The 15,432-nt window shown below is 64.5% G+C and carries 14 protein-coding genes; 10 read left to right on the top strand and 4 right to left on the bottom strand.

Features of this window, described 5'->3' with window-relative positions; genetic code table 11:
• The first annotated feature begins 15 nt into the window (after positions 1-15).
• Positions 16-738, top strand: coding sequence for a hypothetical protein (locus LZC95_24680; protein WXA99997.1), 723 nt, complete (start codon positions 16-18; stop codon positions 736-738).
• Between the two features lie 135 nt (positions 739-873).
• On the opposite strand, the gene LZC95_24675 is transcribed toward LZC95_24680, so the two are convergent.
• Complete coding sequence (locus tag LZC95_24675; GenBank protein WXA99996.1) at positions 874-2,667, bottom strand: PDZ domain-containing protein; 1,794 nt, start codon at positions 2,665-2,667, stop codon at positions 874-876.
• Positions 2,668-2,699: 32 nt separating this feature from the next.
• On the opposite strand from LZC95_24675, the gene LZC95_24670 reads away from it, so the two are divergent.
• The 4 genes from LZC95_24670 to lpdA are packed head-to-tail and all read left to right on the top strand — an operon-like array spanning position 2,700 to position 6,952.
• Positions 2,700-3,476, top strand: coding sequence for a hypothetical protein (locus LZC95_24670; GenBank protein ID WXA99995.1), 777 nt, complete (start codon positions 2,700-2,702; stop codon positions 3,474-3,476).
• A gap of 4 nt (positions 3,477-3,480) precedes the next feature.
• Complete coding sequence (locus LZC95_24665; protein WXA99994.1) at positions 3,481-4,368, top strand: hypothetical protein; 888 nt, start codon at positions 3,481-3,483, stop codon at positions 4,366-4,368.
• Positions 4,369-4,386: 18 nt separating this feature from the next.
• Positions 4,387-5,490, top strand: coding sequence for a thiamine pyrophosphate-dependent dehydrogenase E1 component subunit alpha (locus tag LZC95_24660; GenBank protein WXA99993.1), 1,104 nt, complete (start codon positions 4,387-4,389; stop codon positions 5,488-5,490).
• 46 nt (positions 5,491-5,536) lie between these two features.
• Positions 5,537-6,952 carry a dihydrolipoyl dehydrogenase gene (gene lpdA / locus LZC95_24655; protein ID WXA99992.1) on the top strand — a complete coding sequence of 472 codons (1,416 nt, stop codon included), beginning with the start codon at positions 5,537-5,539 and terminating at the stop codon, positions 6,950-6,952.
• A 112-nt stretch (positions 6,953-7,064) separates the two neighbouring features.
• Here lpdA and LZC95_24650 read toward each other — a convergent pair whose 3' ends face one another.
• Positions 7,065-7,241 carry a hypothetical protein gene (locus LZC95_24650; GenBank protein ID WXA99991.1) on the bottom strand — a complete coding sequence of 59 codons (177 nt, stop codon included), beginning with the start codon at positions 7,239-7,241 and terminating at the stop codon, positions 7,065-7,067.
• A 179-nt stretch (positions 7,242-7,420) separates the two neighbouring features.
• Between LZC95_24650 and LZC95_24645 the strand changes: the two genes are divergently transcribed.
• Both LZC95_24645 and LZC95_24640 read left to right on the top strand, forming a co-directional pair.
• Positions 7,421-8,134, top strand: a complete 714-nt coding sequence (locus tag LZC95_24645) for a PspA/IM30 family protein (GenBank protein WXA99990.1) — start codon at positions 7,421-7,423, stop codon at positions 8,132-8,134.
• Entirely contained in the window at positions 8,134-9,198 is a 1,065-nt protein-coding gene (locus tag LZC95_24640; GenBank protein ID WXA99989.1) for a hypothetical protein, read from the top strand. The genes LZC95_24645 and LZC95_24640 overlap by 1 nt, the downstream gene beginning before the upstream one ends.
• Here the strand turns inward: LZC95_24640 and LZC95_24635 are convergent.
• Positions 9,195-10,205, bottom strand: coding sequence for an EscU/YscU/HrcU family type III secretion system export apparatus switch protein (locus LZC95_24635; protein ID WXA99988.1), 1,011 nt, complete (start codon positions 10,203-10,205; stop codon positions 9,195-9,197). The genes LZC95_24640 and LZC95_24635 overlap by 4 nt on opposite strands.
• 7 nt (positions 10,206-10,212) lie before the next feature.
• A complete protein-coding gene (gene obgE / locus LZC95_24630) occupies positions 10,213-11,223 on the bottom strand; it encodes a GTPase ObgE (GenBank protein ID WXA99987.1) in 1,011 nt (336 codons plus the stop codon).
• 563 nt (positions 11,224-11,786) lie between these two features.
• On the opposite strand from obgE, the gene LZC95_24625 reads away from it, so the two are divergent.
• The 3 genes from LZC95_24625 (at position 11,787) to LZC95_24615 (ending at position 15,260) form a co-directional block, all read left to right on the top strand.
• Entirely contained in the window at positions 11,787-12,080 is a 294-nt protein-coding gene (locus LZC95_24625; GenBank protein WXA99986.1) for a hypothetical protein, read from the top strand.
• Positions 12,081-12,126: 46 nt separating this feature from the next.
• The gene (locus tag LZC95_24620) at positions 12,127-12,393 is read left to right on the top strand and encodes a GlsB/YeaQ/YmgE family stress response membrane protein (GenBank protein WXA99985.1); all 267 of its coding nucleotides are present in this window, start codon (positions 12,127-12,129) and stop codon (positions 12,391-12,393) included.
• A gap of 380 nt (positions 12,394-12,773) precedes the next feature.
• The gene (locus tag LZC95_24615; GenBank protein ID WXB00219.1) at positions 12,774-15,260 is read left to right on the top strand and encodes a sodium-translocating pyrophosphatase; all 2,487 of its coding nucleotides are present in this window, start codon (positions 12,774-12,776) and stop codon (positions 15,258-15,260) included.
• Positions 15,261-15,432 lie beyond the last annotated feature (172 nt).

Below are 15,432 nucleotides of genomic sequence, written 5' to 3'. Positions count from 1 at the left end.
TTGGTGGAGGTGGTCATGTGGAAGAAAGCAGGTGGTTTGGTCCTCGGCGGGTGTTTGCTCATCGCCGTGGGCGGATACGGGGTGGGGTGCAATGGAACTGGCAATAGCTACGCCCCGTTGGATGCCTGCGCCGGGCCCTCCACCGGCTACCCCGGGTACGGGCCATCGTTCAAGGATACGGGCGACTGTTCGGAACAGAACCTATCCTCGTTTTTTACCAACTGCATCTCGAATACGGCGACTCAGTCGGCGTGCAACTCGTACCTCGATAGCGTCCCGGCTTGCGCGAATTGCTTGTTCGGCCTCAAGCAGGGGGATTCGACCTTGGGCGCCTACATGCTCAACTTCCCGAATACGCCGGGTTATCTGGCCTATCGGGGGGAAGCTTCCCAGACCTGCGTGGTTGCGTACCACAACGTCATCGCGTGCAGCATTTGGGCGTGCCAGACGTGCGGGAGCAGCGCCGAGCTCGCGGCATGCAACGCCAAGGTGCTCGGGGCAGGGGGCGTCTGCGCCAGCGAGAACGCCATCTATACGACCGCGTGTGGGTCGGATTCTGACAAAGTTGCGGTAACGCAAGCCCAGAACAAGCCAATCAGTAATCTGGTCGAGTTTGCGAGAACCTTCTGCGGTAAGCCCATTGCAGGCGACGGCGGGACGGACGCGGGCGATGGCGGCGGGGATGCCAGTACGACGGATGCGGGCGACGCATCCATCGATGCGCCCGCGGATGGTTGAACGCTTCCTGGCAGTCGTCCTCGGATTTTCGATCGCGCTCGCGGGTTGCAGCTCCTGCGAGCGCGAAGACAACCGACCCTCGCTGGGACCCAGGTCGGTGGGCCTTCCGCGGGATGCTGGCGCCGACGGAGCGCCCTAAATCGCTTCCAAGGTGCCGTGGAAATTGTCGTAGTGCGCGAGCGGGATCACCTCGCCGTCGGCGTAGGTGAGATCTGGCTGGCCGAGCCAGTTGCGAAGGCGCTCGAGGGCGGCGGCGTCGCCGTGCCAGACGAGGGCGGTCAGGCGCTCCTCGGAGCGCGGGCGCACGATGGCCTGGCGTTGCACGTGGCCGCGGCGTAGGCCGAGGGTCATTTCGGTGCCACGGGCGATGGCCCAGGTGAGGGCCTTCGTCGAGAAGGAGAAGCCGTCCACGCTCAGAAGCTCGTCGCCCGCGGCGATGCCAGCTTGGGCGGCGGGGCCTCGGTCGATGACGTCGTAGACATTGCCGCCCTCTTTCAAGATGGCCCCGATGCGGAACGTCGTCGTCGTCCGCGTTTCGAAACCGAGCTCGCGCAGCCGTTCCAGTGTGGACAGACCGGCGGCGGCGTTGACCTCGCGGGCGAAAAAGCCCTCGATGGCCGGCGTGCGCGAAGTCCAGAACGCGATGGCCTCCTCGCTGGTGAAGCCGGCGGGACGCGCTGCGAACGCATCGTAGAGCGCGCGAAACTCGGTATCGAGCGAGCGCTCACCCGGTGCCGCCCGGCGAAGGGCCGCGTCCAGATCGAAGGCGATGAGCATGCCCTGATCGTAGTAATCGAGCGTCGAATCGTGCGCGCCGGGGTAGGCGTTGTGGTTGATGAACGTCCCCCGCGACGAATCGCGCACCACCGTATGCGCGTACGCCGGACGATCCGTCAGGGCGCGGTGGTAGCGCGCGATGTTGCTGAAAAAGCGCGACGCCGTGAGCTTGCCGGCACGCGCCAGGAGCAAAAACTCGTAGTACCGCGTGAAGCCTTCGGAGACCCACAGGCCATCGGTGAAGCTCCCGGCAACCAGGTCGAGCTCGCCCTCTCCAAGGCCGCTTGGCCGCAGCCGGCACACGTTCCAGGCGTGCACCAGCTCGTGCGCGCTCACCCGGAGCGCCGCGTAGCGGGCCTCTTCGTCGATGAACACGTCCTGCCCGAGGCCGATCATCGTCGCATCCGCGTGCTCCAGCCCCCAGTGAAAGCGCGGATCGAAGCCGAAAATGAAGGTGTACGCGTCGAACGGGTACGAGCCGAACACGTCGTGGCACCTCTCGGCGAGGGCGCACACGTCGTCGATGAAGCGCGGGGCTTCCGTCTCGAAGCCGAGCGCGCTGCCGAGGAAGACGAAGTGCAGATCCTTGCCCTTGGATCGCCGCGTGATGCGGGTCACGGCGCCCTCCCTAGCTTTGCCGCTTTTCCAGGCGACGACCGGCGCATCGAGCAGCGCGCGAAAGCTCGGGTACTCGGAGCGCGGAAGGTGCACTTCGTAGCCGGGCGGAAACTCGTAGGTGACGCGGCACGGCGCGTCGACATGCGCCGGGACGAAGAGGTAGCGGGTGGCGAGCAGCACGGCCCACGTCCCCTCGATGAAGCCGGCGAGCTCTCCCCAGGCCGTATCGCACGAGCTCGCCCGCCAACGCACGGTGATCGAGCGGGCCGCTCCCTCGATGCGGTAGCCGCCGAACCCACGCCGCTCGATGCGAAGGGGCGTCCCGGTCTGGGTTTCGACCGCGTGGACATCGAACACGTCGCGCCCATAACGCATGAAGCCATAAGCTCCAGGCACCCACGTCGGTACCGCGACGTCTACCGGAGAGCCGGGAGCCGGCACCTCGAACTGGACTTCTCCTTCGAATTGCCGTCGGGACGGATCCACGACGATGCGGTACGCCTGGACTACCTGGAACACCTGCGTAGTGTGCATGTTCTCGCGGATTTACTAAACTAACCGGCGCTGTGCTTCGCTTTGTCTTCTCGACCCTACGGGGTTCACGTCTCGTTCTCGTCCCTCTCGCGTTCGTTGCCGGTGGCGTCTTCGGCGTCTTCGGCACGGTGGCGGGCTGCTCGTCGTCCAGCGACGATGCCGGTCCGCTGGGACCGAAGCCCGACAGTGGTGTCGCGTTGGACGGCGGCGGGGGCAGCTCCGACGCCAGCAGCGCGTGCGCTCCGGCCAGCGTCAACGACTTCGAGCCGAATTGGGAGCGCCCTCCGGCGTGGTACCGCGGCGCGTGCACCAGGGACGAGCTGAATACCTTCAACTCGGTCTGCGAGGTCAACACCGCGGCCAAATACTATTCGAAGGCGTGCGAGGAGTTTCGCAATTCGGCGGAGCACGCGAAGTGCAGCACATGCATCTTCGAGACGCCGACACCGAAAGAACAAGCCGCGCTGCTCGAGACGAGCCTCGAGCATCGGCTGCCCAACGTGGCCGCGTGCATCGCGAACGCGACGAACGACTTTACGGCCTCGGGATGCGCGGCCAAGTACCAGGCGCTGGTGCAGTGCGAGATCAAGGCCTGCACTGCGAACTGCCCGCTCTCACCCCTGGGGGATGACGACTTCCGCGCCTGCACCCTGCGCGCCGCCGGTGGGCCGTGCAAAGCGTACCAAGAAAAGGTAGCCCCTTGCATCGCGGCGGACGCGGGACCCTCGTTTCGCATCTGCATCGACAACAAGTCGGAGTTTCAGATCGTCGAAATTTTGTGCGGCCAACGACTCAACGACGGAGGGTAAGCCCATGCACGCGAATCGCTGCATCGTCCTTCTCGCGACCTTGTCGGTGTGGTCCGCCGGCGCGTGGCTCGCGGCCTGTTCGAGCTCCGACTCGGATGGGCCGAGCGACGCGGGCAGCGACGCCACCGTGGACGGAGCCCTCGACGGCGGCCGTGATTCCGGTCCCCGTGGCCACTGCAGCGCGGTGCAAGGACCCGCGTGCGACCTCGTCCTTCAGGACTGCCCCGAAGGCCAGGAGTGCATCGTCCAAGGCACCGACGCGGGCTACGTCACGGCGTGCGTCGGCGCCAGCACCGGCAACCGCCCCGCGGGCGCATCGTGCTGCCCCGGCCGTGCAAACCAGTGCGCCGCGGGCCTCGAGTGCATCGGTGCAGCGTGCTCGGGCGACGCCGCGACGGCCCGATGCACACCGCACTGCTGCCAGGACGACGACGGCGTTTGCGGAGCCAGCGTTCCCGAAGGATTTCCGGGCGTATGCGAAATCCTGGTTTACCCCAACGAGGACAGCGGCGTCGGCCGAACGCCCCTCTACCACGCGTGTTCGTACAAACCAGCGTGCAAGCCGTTCCACATCCAGTCGTGCGGCGCCGGACAAACGTGCTTGCTGCAGCGCGATGGCACCAGTTACCGCTGCAACGACATCGTCCAGCCGCCCGGCAAAGCGGTGGGGCAACCGTGCTCGTTCGCGAACCATTGCGCGGACGGCCTGGCTTGCCTGGGGCCGCCCGACGCCGGCATCTGCCGCACCCTCTGCTATCTCAGGGGCGGCGAGCCGCCGCCTTTCGATGCGTCCGCCGTTCGAGACGAACCCGGCTACGGCGGCTGCCAAGCTGGGAGCGCATGCAAGGGCACCGTCACGGGCTTTCCGGGTTACCTCGGGTATTGCCTGTGATGTAGAGTCCGCGGGCAAATGTCCGATGCCACGCAAGCCTCCGATCCGGACCTAGCGCTGCACCGCGTCCTGCGCGACGACGACACGGCGGACTATGGTGCCGGACGCTCGGCCATCAAGCCAGTCGATCCTGCGCTTCTCCTTCGAGCCTACCGCGAAATGCGCCGTCTCCGCGCCATCGATGCGCGCATGATCGTGCTCCAGCGTCAGGGGCGCGTCGGCTTCTATGGCGCATGCACGGGGCAAGAGGCCGTGCCCATCGCCACCGGCTTGGCGCTCGAGGCGTCGGACTGGGTGTTCCCTGCGTTGCGCGAGCAGAGCATCATGCTCGTGCGCGGCTTCCCGCTGGTGTCCTTCGTCGCGCAAGTGTTCGGCAATTCCGGCGACGTGCTCAAGGGCCGGCAGATGCCCAGCCACCACTCGGGCCGCAGCGTCAATCAGGTCAGCTGGTCCTCGAACATCGGCACCCAGATCCCCCAGGCCGTGGGCACCGCGTGGGCGATGAAAATGAAGAAGGAGCCCCACGTCGCCGTGGGCTTCATGGGCGACGGCGCCACCAGCGAGGCGGACTTCCATGCCGCGATGGTCTTTGCCTCACGCTACCAAGTGCCGGCAGTTCTCGTTTGTCAGAACAACCACTGGTCGATCAGCGTTCCCACCGAGCGCCAGACCGCATCGCGCACCATCGCCATCAAAGGCCGTGCGTACGGTATTCCCAGCGTTCGCGTCGATGGCAACGATTTGCTTGCCGTCTACACAGTCATCGAGGCGGCCGCGAAGCGCGCGCGGGAGGGCGGGGGACCCACGTTCATCGAAGCGCTCACGTACCGCATCGGCGCGCACTCCACCAGCGACGACCCGACGCGTTACCGCTCCGAGGCGGAGGTCGAGGCGTGGAAGAAAAAGGATCCGCTCGACCGATTGCGGCGCCACCTCGTCGTGCTCGGTATCGTCGACGAAGGGGTCGACGCGAAGCTCGATGCGGAGTTCGCCCTCGAGATCGGCGAAGCCGTGAACGAAGTCGAGGCGATGCCGGCACCTCCCCGCGAGAGTTTGTTCGAGGACGTGTACGCCGTTCTGCCCTGGCATCTGGCCGAGCAGCGTCGGGACGCTATCTCGTAAGCTCGAAAGCTCGTAGAAGGCTCACGAAGAACAGAAGGAGAAATCGATGGCGACGAGGACGGTTGATGCGGTCGTAATTGGGGCGGGAACGGGCGGTTACCCCTGCGCGATCCGCTTGGGACAGCTCAAACAAAAGGTCATCATCGTCGAAAAAGACGAAGTGGGAGGCGTGTGCCTCAATTGGGGGTGCATCCCGTCGAAGGCCCTCATCTCCGCGAGCCACACGTACGAAAAGGCCAAGAACGGCGCCGTGATGGGCCTTTTGGCCGACAACGTCCGCGTCGACGTGCCGAAGATGCAGGACTGGAAGGGCGGCATCGTCAAGAAGCTCACCGGCGGCGTCCGCACCCTGCTCAAGACGAACGGGGCCGAGCTCATCGTCGGCACCGCCCGCATCACCGGACCGAACACGGTGGAAATCACCACGCGCGAAGGTCAGAAAGAGACCATCGATGCGCGCGCCATCGTCGTGGCCACCGGCTCCACGACCATCGAGCTTCCCTCGTTCAAGTTCGACGGCAAGCAGATCATCGGCGCCAAGGAAGCCGTGAGCCTCAGGGAAGTGCCCAAGCGCCTCCTGGTCATCGGCGGCGGCGTCATCGGCCTGGAGCTGGGCACCGTGTACCAGAAACTGGGCTCGGAGCTCACCGTCGTGGAGGCCACGCCGACCCTGCTCCCGGGCACGGATCCGGAGCTCACCGCGGTGGTCGAACGCAAGCTCGTGAAGCACGGCGCGAAGATCTTCAAGAACGCCAAGGCGCTCGGTTACGAGAAGAACAAAGACGGCTCACTCGCCGTGAAGGTGGACCTGGGCGACGGCAAGCACGACACCTTGGTCGTCGACACGGTGCTCGTGGCCGTGGGCATGCGCCCGAACAGCGCAGGCTTCGGCCTCGAGGAGCTGGGCGTCAAGACCGACAAGGGCTTCGTCCCGTCGGACTTGAACGGCCGCACGAACATCCCGTCGATCTACTCCGTGGGCGACGTGTCCGGGCAGCCGATGCTCGCGCACAAGGCCACGAAGGAGGGCGAGGTCGTCGCCGAGATCATCGCCGGCCACAAGGCGGCGAAGGACTGGGTCTCCATTCCGGGTGTCATCTTCACCGATCCGGAAATCGCCACCGGCGGTCTCTCCGAGGCCCAGGCCAAGGAGCGCGGCATCGACGTGCGCGTGGGCAAATTCCCCTTCACCGCGCTCGGCAAGGCCATGGCCATCAACGAGACCGAGGGCTTCATCAAGGTCGTCGCCGACAAGAAGAGCCACGAGCTGCTCGGCGTTCACATCGTCGGGCCGGAGGCGAGCAACCTGATTAGCGAGGGCATGCTCGCCCTGGAGATGCACTCCTTCCTCGAGGATCTCGGCCTGACGGTGCACCCGCACCCGACCTTGGGCGAGGCCATGATGGAGGCGGCGCAGCACGCGCTCGGCCACGCCATCCACGTGATGAACAAGAATCAGTAATAGGATCCGATCTTCTCTTCCCGTACACGTTCCCGTGCCCGTTCCCGTACACGATCCCGAAGAAGAGCTCGGGAACGGGGACGGGAACGTGTACGTGGACGGGAAGAGAGATTTAACGCCTGCCTTTGAAGCCCATCATGTTTTGCACGACGGACTCGCTGGCCTCGGCGACTTCGGCCTCCTCGCGGGCGCGGTCCGCGCAGTCTTCACACATCTTCTTGCTTTTTCCCGCGACCTTGACGCTCACCAGCTGGTCGACTTCGTTCTCGCATACTTTGCACGTCGGCATGGAAACCTCCGCTTCGCCTGCGCCGAGTCCCGCTTGCCCCCGCTAACGGAGCCCCTGCGCGATGCCCCCACGCGGGGGCCGCTGGGTGCTAATATTATCCCGGCGTGCGAGGCTCGAACCGCTCAAAAACGCGCGGGGCACGTGGTTGCAGTCGGGCGGCGAAGACATAAGGTGAGCTCATGGGAATCTTCGACCGGATGGGTAAGGTCATCTCGAGCAATGTGAACAGTTTGCTCGACAAAGCGGAGGATGACCGGAAGCTCCTCGATCTCACGGTCGAGGAAATGGGGGAGCAGCTCAAACGCGGCCGGAATGAGGTCATCTCCGCGGTGGCCAACGCCAAGCAGCTCAAAAAGAAGCACGAGGACTTGGTCGCCGAGGCAGCGAAATGGGAGCGCCGCGCCGAGCTCGCTCTCAAAACCGGGGACGAAGCCCTGGCCCGTGAGGCCTTGAAGCAGAAGAAGCGCGTGAGCGGTGAGGCGGAGAATGCCGAGCGACAGCGCCAGGAGCAGCACAATCACGCGCTGGACATGAAGGCCGAGCTCGAGCGGATGGAGCAGAAGCTCGAAGAGATCAAGATGCGCAAGTCGACCATCGCCACCCGCGCCGAGCAGGCGCGCTCGGGGACCGAGGGGCTGGGCGCCCGCGGCGGGTCGAACGCCTTCGAGAACTTCCGCCGCATGGAGGAGAAGATCGAGGGGCGCGAGGCGCAAAACAGCGCCATGGCCGAGGTGGAAGAAGCCCTTGGCAACACGGAGAAGACGCGCGATCTCGAGGCGCGGTTCCGAGACTTGGAGCGGGGGACCGGGGGTGGTGGCGGTAACAGCGACGGCGCAGGTAAGTCCGACATCGACGACGAGCTGGCCGCGCTGAAAAAGCGCATCCGGGTTTGATGGCGGAAAAAATCGTCATTTGCTACCGCATGTCCGCGGCGGGGGCCCGCGTCTATCTTCCGCGGGCGCGGGAGTTGATGCAGCGCGCCGAGGCCCTCGGGGCAACGTTGGTCTCCTGGGCGGCGCTGAGCCTTGCCTTTGCGTGGGATTCGGATGCGATCGAGGAGGCGATTCATCTCGCCATCACGGCCGACGAGGACACGCCGCCCGAGGAGGAAACGTGGGCCTGCGGCATCGCGCAAGGCGAGATGGAGCCGCTCGCCACCTCGTCGTCGGGCGCCCGCCGCGCGGATCTCGCGTGGGGTGAGCCTCTCGTGATTGCCCTGGCGCTTTCGCGGGTGGCGCGGGGAGGGGAGGTGCTCTTGCATGCGAGCGTGCGCGCTGCGCTCGAGGGCCTTTTGAACACGCAGGAGCCGAGGCTCACGTCGGAAGCGGGGGTCGAGGTGCTCGGCGTGCCGCTCGACATGGACAACCCATGGAAGCGCGGCAAGGGCGGGCAGGTGCCGCCGTCGCGCAGCATGCGCGCGGTGCTGCCGCTGGTGATCCCGCCCGTGACCACGCCGCTTCCGCGTTCGGTCCGCGAGGCCGAACCCGAGGAAATCGAGACCGGCGACGCCGAATCGCTGGCGGCGCGCCTGACGCAGCTGGCGAAGGAAGCGCTGCTCGGCGGGGATGCGCAGTCGCTCGAGCGGTGGAGCGCAGGGCTCAAGGCCACCGGCGAACGCGATTCGCTGGCGAACCGCATGCACGCCATGGCGCGCCTTTCGCGCGGCAAGGTGGGCGATGCCCTGCGCACGCTCAAGCAAGCGCGCCGCGATGCCGACGGTGCGCCGCCGCAGAAGCGATGCCAGGCGGCGCTTGCCCTGGGCGTGGGGCTCTCCTTCGCGGGCCGCTACGACGATGCGCTGCTCGAGGGGCTCGACGCATTGGCCCGCGCCCGCGAAAGCGAGGACAACGAAGCCGTGCGCGCATGCCTCGCGTTCTTGGCCAAGCTGTTCGCCCGCGTGAACCGCGGCAACGAAGCGGCCTTGTTCCGCGACTCGGTCAACGTCTCGCGCTCTTAGCGTGAGCGCGCCTGGTGAATTGCTTCTGCGGCGGCTTCGTAGAGCGATGACGGGATCTCGTCGCCGACGGTGATGCCGGCCAGGGCGGCGGCGAGTGTCGGTTCCTCCACGATGGCAATGTCGAGCGCGCGCGCGGTTTGAGCGACGGCTTCGGCGCGGGCTCCTTCGTCGCGCGCGATGACGATGGGGGCGCGGTCCCCTTCGCGGTAGCGCAACGCCACGGCGAGGGCGCGTCCCACGACGAGGACTGCGGCCTCGCGCAGCTCGGCGCGTGTGGCTTGCATCATGCGTTCGCGATGGGCGCGGGCGCGCGCGGCTTTCCACTCGGGATCGCCCTCGCTTTCCTTGCGTTCGCGCTCGACCTCCGACTTCGTCATGCGAAGGCGCGTGAGCCAGAAGCGCCGGCGCACCACCAAATCGAGCGCGCCCACGGCGAGTCCCAAGACCGCGGCACTACGCGCGAGGCGAAGCGCGATGGTGGCGCCCGCCGGTGCAATGTACGGGACGCGCCCCGCCAAGGCGGCCATGTCTGCGGCGTGCGCGCGCAGGCCCGCGTACGCGAACGACCCGATGAGCGCCGCCGAGAAAAAGGCGCGTCCCACCGTGAAGGCATGCTCGCGCGAGAAAAGATGCCGCGCGCCCTCGAGCACATTGATGCGTCGCAGCTCGGGTGCCAGCCGCTTCGCGGTCATGACGCCCCCGGTCTGCACGACCGTGGCCGTGACCGCCGTCGCCGCCGCCACGACGAGCAACGGTACCGCATAGAGGAGCACGGGCCGACCGACCGCCCATGCATCGAGCGACACCTGCGGATCGATTTCGCCCGCTCGGCCAATGGCCCGGCGCAGCGCCTCCACGGCCCAATCTTTCAACGCGTACGCGGCCGCGGGAGCCGTCATCACCGCCGCCAAAAAGCCGAGCGATCCCGCGGCATAGGAGCTCGCCCCGCTGTCGCCTTCCGCGCGGGCTTTGCGCAGGCGTCTCGGGGTGGGCTCCTCGGTCTTCATGCCCGCGTCACTCCGGTTTCATGTCTTTGATCAGCCGGTGCAGCGCAATGAGCACCTCGCGCACGCCCTCGCCGGTGGCGGCCGAGACAGGGAGCAAATCGATGTTCCGCGCGCGGAAATGCTCTTTGGCCGGACCGAATGCCTCCTGGACGTGGGGCAAATCCACTTTGCTCATGGCCACCACGGTGGGTCGATCGGCCAATTCCGGATCGAATTGACGCAATTCATGGAGCAATGCATCGTAATCCGAAATAGGGTCGCGCCCCTCACCGGGGTCGACGCTAATGAGGTGCAGCAGGGCGCGCGTGCGCTCCACATGCTTCAAAAAGCGCACCCCGAGCCCGGCACCCTGGGCAGCGCCCGGTATCAAACCGGGAATGTCGGCAATGACGAAATTGGCATCTTCGCCGACGGACACGACCCCCAAATGGGGCACCAACGTCGTAAACGGATAGTCCGACACCTTGGGCCGAGCCCGTGAGCAGGCACGGATGAACGTGGATTTTCCAACGTTGGGAAAGCCCAAAAGCCCAGCATCTGCGAGCACTTTGAGCTCCAAACGCAGCTCGCGTTCCTCGCCCTCGCCACCCGGTTCGGCGCGCCGCGGCGCACGATCCTGCGGGGTCGCAAAATGGATATTCCCGCGCCCGCCGCGGCCGCCCTTGGCAACGACGGTGCGCGATTGCGGTGTATCCAAATCGAAAAGCCGCTCGCCGGTGACCTTGTCGTAGACTTCGGTGCCCACGGGGACTCGGACGATGAGGTCTTCTCCCCCCCGGCCGTAGCAGTCCTTTCCCTGACCGTGCTCGCCGTCGTCGGCCTTCAATGTGCGGGCATAAATCAAGTCGAGCAGGGTCGACAGGCCTTCGTCCGTGACGAACACCACGTCCCCGCCTTTGCCCCCATCACCGCCCGACGGACCGCCAAACGGGACGAACTTTTCACGACGAAACGCGACGCAGCCATTTCCCCCACGGCCGGCCACCACTTTGACTTCGCAACTGTCGACGAACTTCACGCGCGTATTCCTAGTCCATGCGAGGGCAAAAGCCCCGTGCCAACGGCTCTAGCGTCAAAAACACGGCTCTTCCTATCGAAGCCGACCGGTCGCTCGATGCAGTTTTGAAGCATAAATACATACATGAGACTACTCTGGCTGTGGACTCCGGAGCTTATGGGTGGTCTCGCCCCCAACGCGGGAGGATCCCTATCAAACCATCCCCGACCGATCGGAGGACGAGCTCCGGTCAGTGGCACTTTGTACAGCCTGAATGGATTGAACTGCTCGCACAGCCCTCTTTTGCTCGAGAAGGAGGGGCTTATTAATGCGCCCCTATGACAATCGACGCCTTAGCCGCTTGGCTCGTAACGGCGATGACCGCGTGGAATCCTCCCGCGGAACATCGTGAGGGGGAACAGGCCGCTACCGAACGCTACGCCAGTATCGCGCACGACGTAGCCGAGGTGGTTCTCGATTCAAATGAACAGCCGCTATTCGAAGGCCCTCAGGGGAGGGCCCAGACAGCGCTCTTGCTTGCCGCGGTCGCCTCGTACGAATCCGGATTTCGTCGAGAGGTGGACTTGGGAACCATCCGCGGCGACAACGGTCGAAGTTGGTGCATTTTGCAGGTGCAGGTCTTTGGTCGCACCGCCGAACAATGGACGGGCAAAGACTTGGTGGAGGATCGCACGCGTTGCCTGCGGGCGGGACTGCATCGAATGCACGATTCGTTCGAAGCTTGTAAGAAGCTGCCTCAAGTCCAACGGCTATCCGGCTACACGCGTGGCCATTGTGGACCGGACCCCAAAGCGGAGTGGCGGATGCGGCGTGCGCTGAACTGGTGGAAGGCACACCCGCTGACTGCGGATACTTGAGGCATTGAACTTGCTCGACCGGCTCGTTCGAAAAAGGAGTCGGTCCATGAGCATTCTCCTATTTCTGATTTTCGGTTTTATCGTCGGACTGCTCGCCCGAGCCATCATGCCGGGTGAGCAGAAATTGAGCATTCTGATGACCACGCTCGTTGGCGTGGTGGGCTCGTTCATCGGAGGCTTCGTCGGAAGCCTGCTCCACGGTGGGGGCGATATGTTCCAATTGCGGACGTCGGGAATCATCGGCAGCGTGATTGGCGCGCTGTTGATTCTTGCGCTCCTCGGCTACATCGGCCGGCGGCGGCTCGCACACTGAAACGGCGGAAAATAAGGCGTCTCAAGCGTGCGCGTGCGGCTGAAGCGTGCTGGTGTACGAAATTCTGCCGCATTTACTTCGAGGTAGCTTACTGGTACTGTCCAAGGGCTACCTCGGTCTGCCGGGGCACCTCGGACCAGAGCGAGGCAGACGAGGCGTGCTGAAGCGTCTGAAAGACAGGTCAGACGGCCAACCCCTCGAGAACGAGGCATGTCTTCGACTTTGCTCGCGCCCATCGGCTCGTGCCGGGTCAAGCGGCCTTCCCTCGGAGGTTCTGCATGAAATCCGCATGGTTCTCGAAGGATGCGCTGACGAAGGCGCTATCCACGATTAGTGCCGTAGTCACGTTTATCGCATTACTTTGCAGTTCACCGCTTGCGCTGGCAGCTGCGACGCAAGAAGGTTCAGCTCCGCAGTCTCATCATGGCGGTGGTGAAGCGAACCTCATCGTTCCTCGATTGGACGATGTTCACATCGCTTCCTTTTTCGGATTATCCGGGGCGAGTCTGCTCGCTGTCGGTGTGGGGGTGGCCATCCTTGGCCTGGTCTTTGGACTCATTGTTTTCACACAGCTCAAGAATGCAGATGTCCATGTGTCGATGAAGGACATCTCGGAGCTCATCTACGAGACGTGCAAGACGTACCTCGTCACGCAGATGAAGTTCATCCTCATCCTCGAGGCCTTCATTGGCGCGATCATCGTCGTGTACTTCGGCGTCATGCAGAACTACTTCGCCGAGGGAAAGACGCTGCAAGTCATCATCATTCTGCTGTTTTCCATCGTTGGCATCGCCGGCAGCTCGGCCGTTGCTTGGTTCGGCATACGGGTGAACACGTTTGCCAATTCGCGCACTGCGTTTGCCGCGCTGCGCGGAAAGCCGTTCCCCTGCTACGCCATTCCCCTCAAGGCCGGCATGAGCATCGGCATGTTGCTCATCAGTGTCGAGCTCTTGATCATGCTCGGCATCCTCCTGGTGATCCCGGGCGACTACGCCGGCCCATGTTTCATTGGTTTCGCCATCGGTGAATCGCTCGGCGCCTCGGCGTTGCGCATCGCCGGCGGCATCTTCACCAAAATTGCCGACATCGGTTCGGACTTGATGAAGATCGTCTTCAAGATCAAGGAAGACGACGCGCGAAATCCGGGCGTCATTGCCGACTGCACGGGCGACAACGCCGGCGACTCGGTCGGCCCCAGCGCCGACGGCTTCGAGACGTACGGCGTCACCGGCGTCGCGCTCATCTCGTTCATCCTACTGGCCGTCAAAGACCCGACCGGCCAGCATGCGAACATCCCCGTTCAGGTTCAGCTCCTGGTGTGGATCTTCGCCATGCGCATCGTCATGGTGGTGGCCAGCGTGGTGTCGTACTTCATCAACGACGCGATCGCCAAAGGTCGCTACGCCAACGCCGACAAGATGAACTTCGAGCACCCGCTGACGATGCTCGTGTGGATCACGTCGATCGTGAGCGTGATTCTCACTTTCATCGTGTCGAACGCGCTCATTCCGAATCTGGGCGACGGCACCCTCTGGTGGAAGCTTTCGATCATCATCACGTGCGGCACGCTCGCGGGCGCCATCATTCCGGAGTTCGTGAAGGTCTTCACGTCGACGGAATCGGGGCACGTGCGTGAGGTCGTCACGTCGTCGCGTGAAGGCGGGCCCTCGCTGAACATTCTATCGGGCCTGACGGCGGGCAATTACAGCGCGTACTGGCTCGGCTTCGTGTTGGTCGCACTGATGGGCACGGCCTGGTGGGTCAGCATGCAGGGCCTCGGCGCGCTCATGACCATCGGCGCGGTGGATGCGTCGGCGGTCTTCGCGTTCGGGCTCGTGGCCTTCGGGTTCTTGGGCATGGGGCCGGTCACCATCGCGGTCGACTCGTACGGTCCGGTGACGGACAACGCGCAGTCGGTCTACGAGCTGTCGGTCATCGAGCAGATTCCCGACGTCAAAGACGAGGTGAAGAAGAAGTTCGGGTTCGACGTTCAATTCGAGAAGGCGAAGCACTTCCTCGAGGAGAACGACGGCGCCGGCAACACCTTCAAGGCGACGGCCAAGCCGGTGCTCATCGGCACCGCCGTGGTCGGTGCCACGACGATGATCTTCTCCGTCGTCGTGGTTCTCACGACGAATGTCACCACGGGCGTGCCGCTGTCGGCGAATCTGGACAAGCTTTCGCTGCTGCACCCGCCGTTCTTGCTCGGGCTCATTGCCGGCGGCGCGATGATCTACTGGTTCACCGGCGCGTCCACGCAAGCGGTGACCACGGGCGCGTACCGCGCGGTGGAGTTCATCAAGGCGAACATCAAGCTGGAAGGCGTCGAGAAGGCCTCGATTACGGACAGCAAGAAGGTCGTCGAGATTTGCACGGTGTACGCGCAGAAGGGCATGTTCAACATCTTCTTGACCGTGTTCTTCGGCACCCTGGCGTTTGCTTGCGCCGAGTCGTTCTTCTTCATCGGGTATCTGATCTCGATTGCTCTGTTCGGGTTGTTCCAAGCGCTCTTCATGGCCAATGCCGGCGGCGCCTGGGACAATGCCAAGAAGGTCGTCGAGGTCGAGTTGAAGGAGAAGGGCTCCGCCCTGCACGATGCCACCGTCGTGGGTGACACCGTCGGCGATCCCTTCAAGGATACGAGCTCGGTGGCCATGAACCCGGTCATCAAGTTCACCACGCTCTTCGGTCTTCTCGCCGTGGAGCTCGCGGAGCAAATCGGTTCGCAGTCGACGCGTCTCGCCATCGCGGGCGTCTTCTTCCTGGTGTCGATGTTCTTCGTGCACCGCTCCTTCTACGGCATGCGCATCAACGCACCCGCCAGGCCGGCGGCGACCGCAAAGGACGCCCCGGCGCCCGCGGAATAGTCATCCCTCCGTAACGACTCGAACCCCCTGTTCCTCCATGGAACGGGGGGTTCGCGTTTTGTCCAGAAGAGAAGATTCACAGGGAGGCGGGGAGGCGGGGAGCTTTTGGGGTTTCCAGTTGGCTCACTCGCTGATTGGAAACCCAAAAAACTCCCCGCCTCCCCGCCTCCCT

The sequence above is a fragment of the Sorangiineae bacterium MSr12523 genome (assembly GCA_037157775.1).
Classification (GTDB): domain Bacteria; phylum Myxococcota_A; class Polyangia; order Polyangiales; family Polyangiaceae; genus Pendulispora; species Pendulispora brunnea.
The sequence above is the reverse complement of the archived record's forward strand: the minus strand, read 5'-3'. Positions and strand labels throughout refer to the sequence as shown.

Coding starts and splice junctions, on each gene's coding strand:
- lpdA (WXA99992.1), top strand. CDS start 5,537: ATGGCGACGAGGACGGTTGATGCGGTCGTAATTGGGGCGGGAACGGGC.
- LZC95_24650 (WXA99991.1), bottom strand. CDS start 7,241: ATGCCGACGTGCAAAGTATGCGAGAACGAAGTCGACCAGCTGGTGAGC.
- LZC95_24660 (WXA99993.1), top strand. CDS start 4,387: ATGTCCGATGCCACGCAAGCCTCCGATCCGGACCTAGCGCTGCACCGC.
- LZC95_24675 (WXA99996.1), bottom strand. CDS start 2,667: ATGCACACTACGCAGGTGTTCCAGGTAGTCCAGGCGTACCGCATCGTC.
- LZC95_24680 (WXA99997.1), top strand. CDS start 16: ATGTGGAAGAAAGCAGGTGGTTTGGTCCTCGGCGGGTGTTTGCTCATC.
- LZC95_24665 (WXA99994.1), top strand. CDS start 3,481: ATGCACGCGAATCGCTGCATCGTCCTTCTCGCGACCTTGTCGGTGTGG.
- LZC95_24620 (WXA99985.1), top strand. CDS start 12,127: ATGAGCATTCTCCTATTTCTGATTTTCGGTTTTATCGTCGGACTGCTC.
- LZC95_24645 (WXA99990.1), top strand. CDS start 7,421: ATGGGAATCTTCGACCGGATGGGTAAGGTCATCTCGAGCAATGTGAAC.
- LZC95_24640 (WXA99989.1), top strand. CDS start 8,134: ATGGCGGAAAAAATCGTCATTTGCTACCGCATGTCCGCGGCGGGGGCC.
- LZC95_24635 (WXA99988.1), bottom strand. CDS start 10,205: ATGAAGACCGAGGAGCCCACCCCGAGACGCCTGCGCAAAGCCCGCGCG.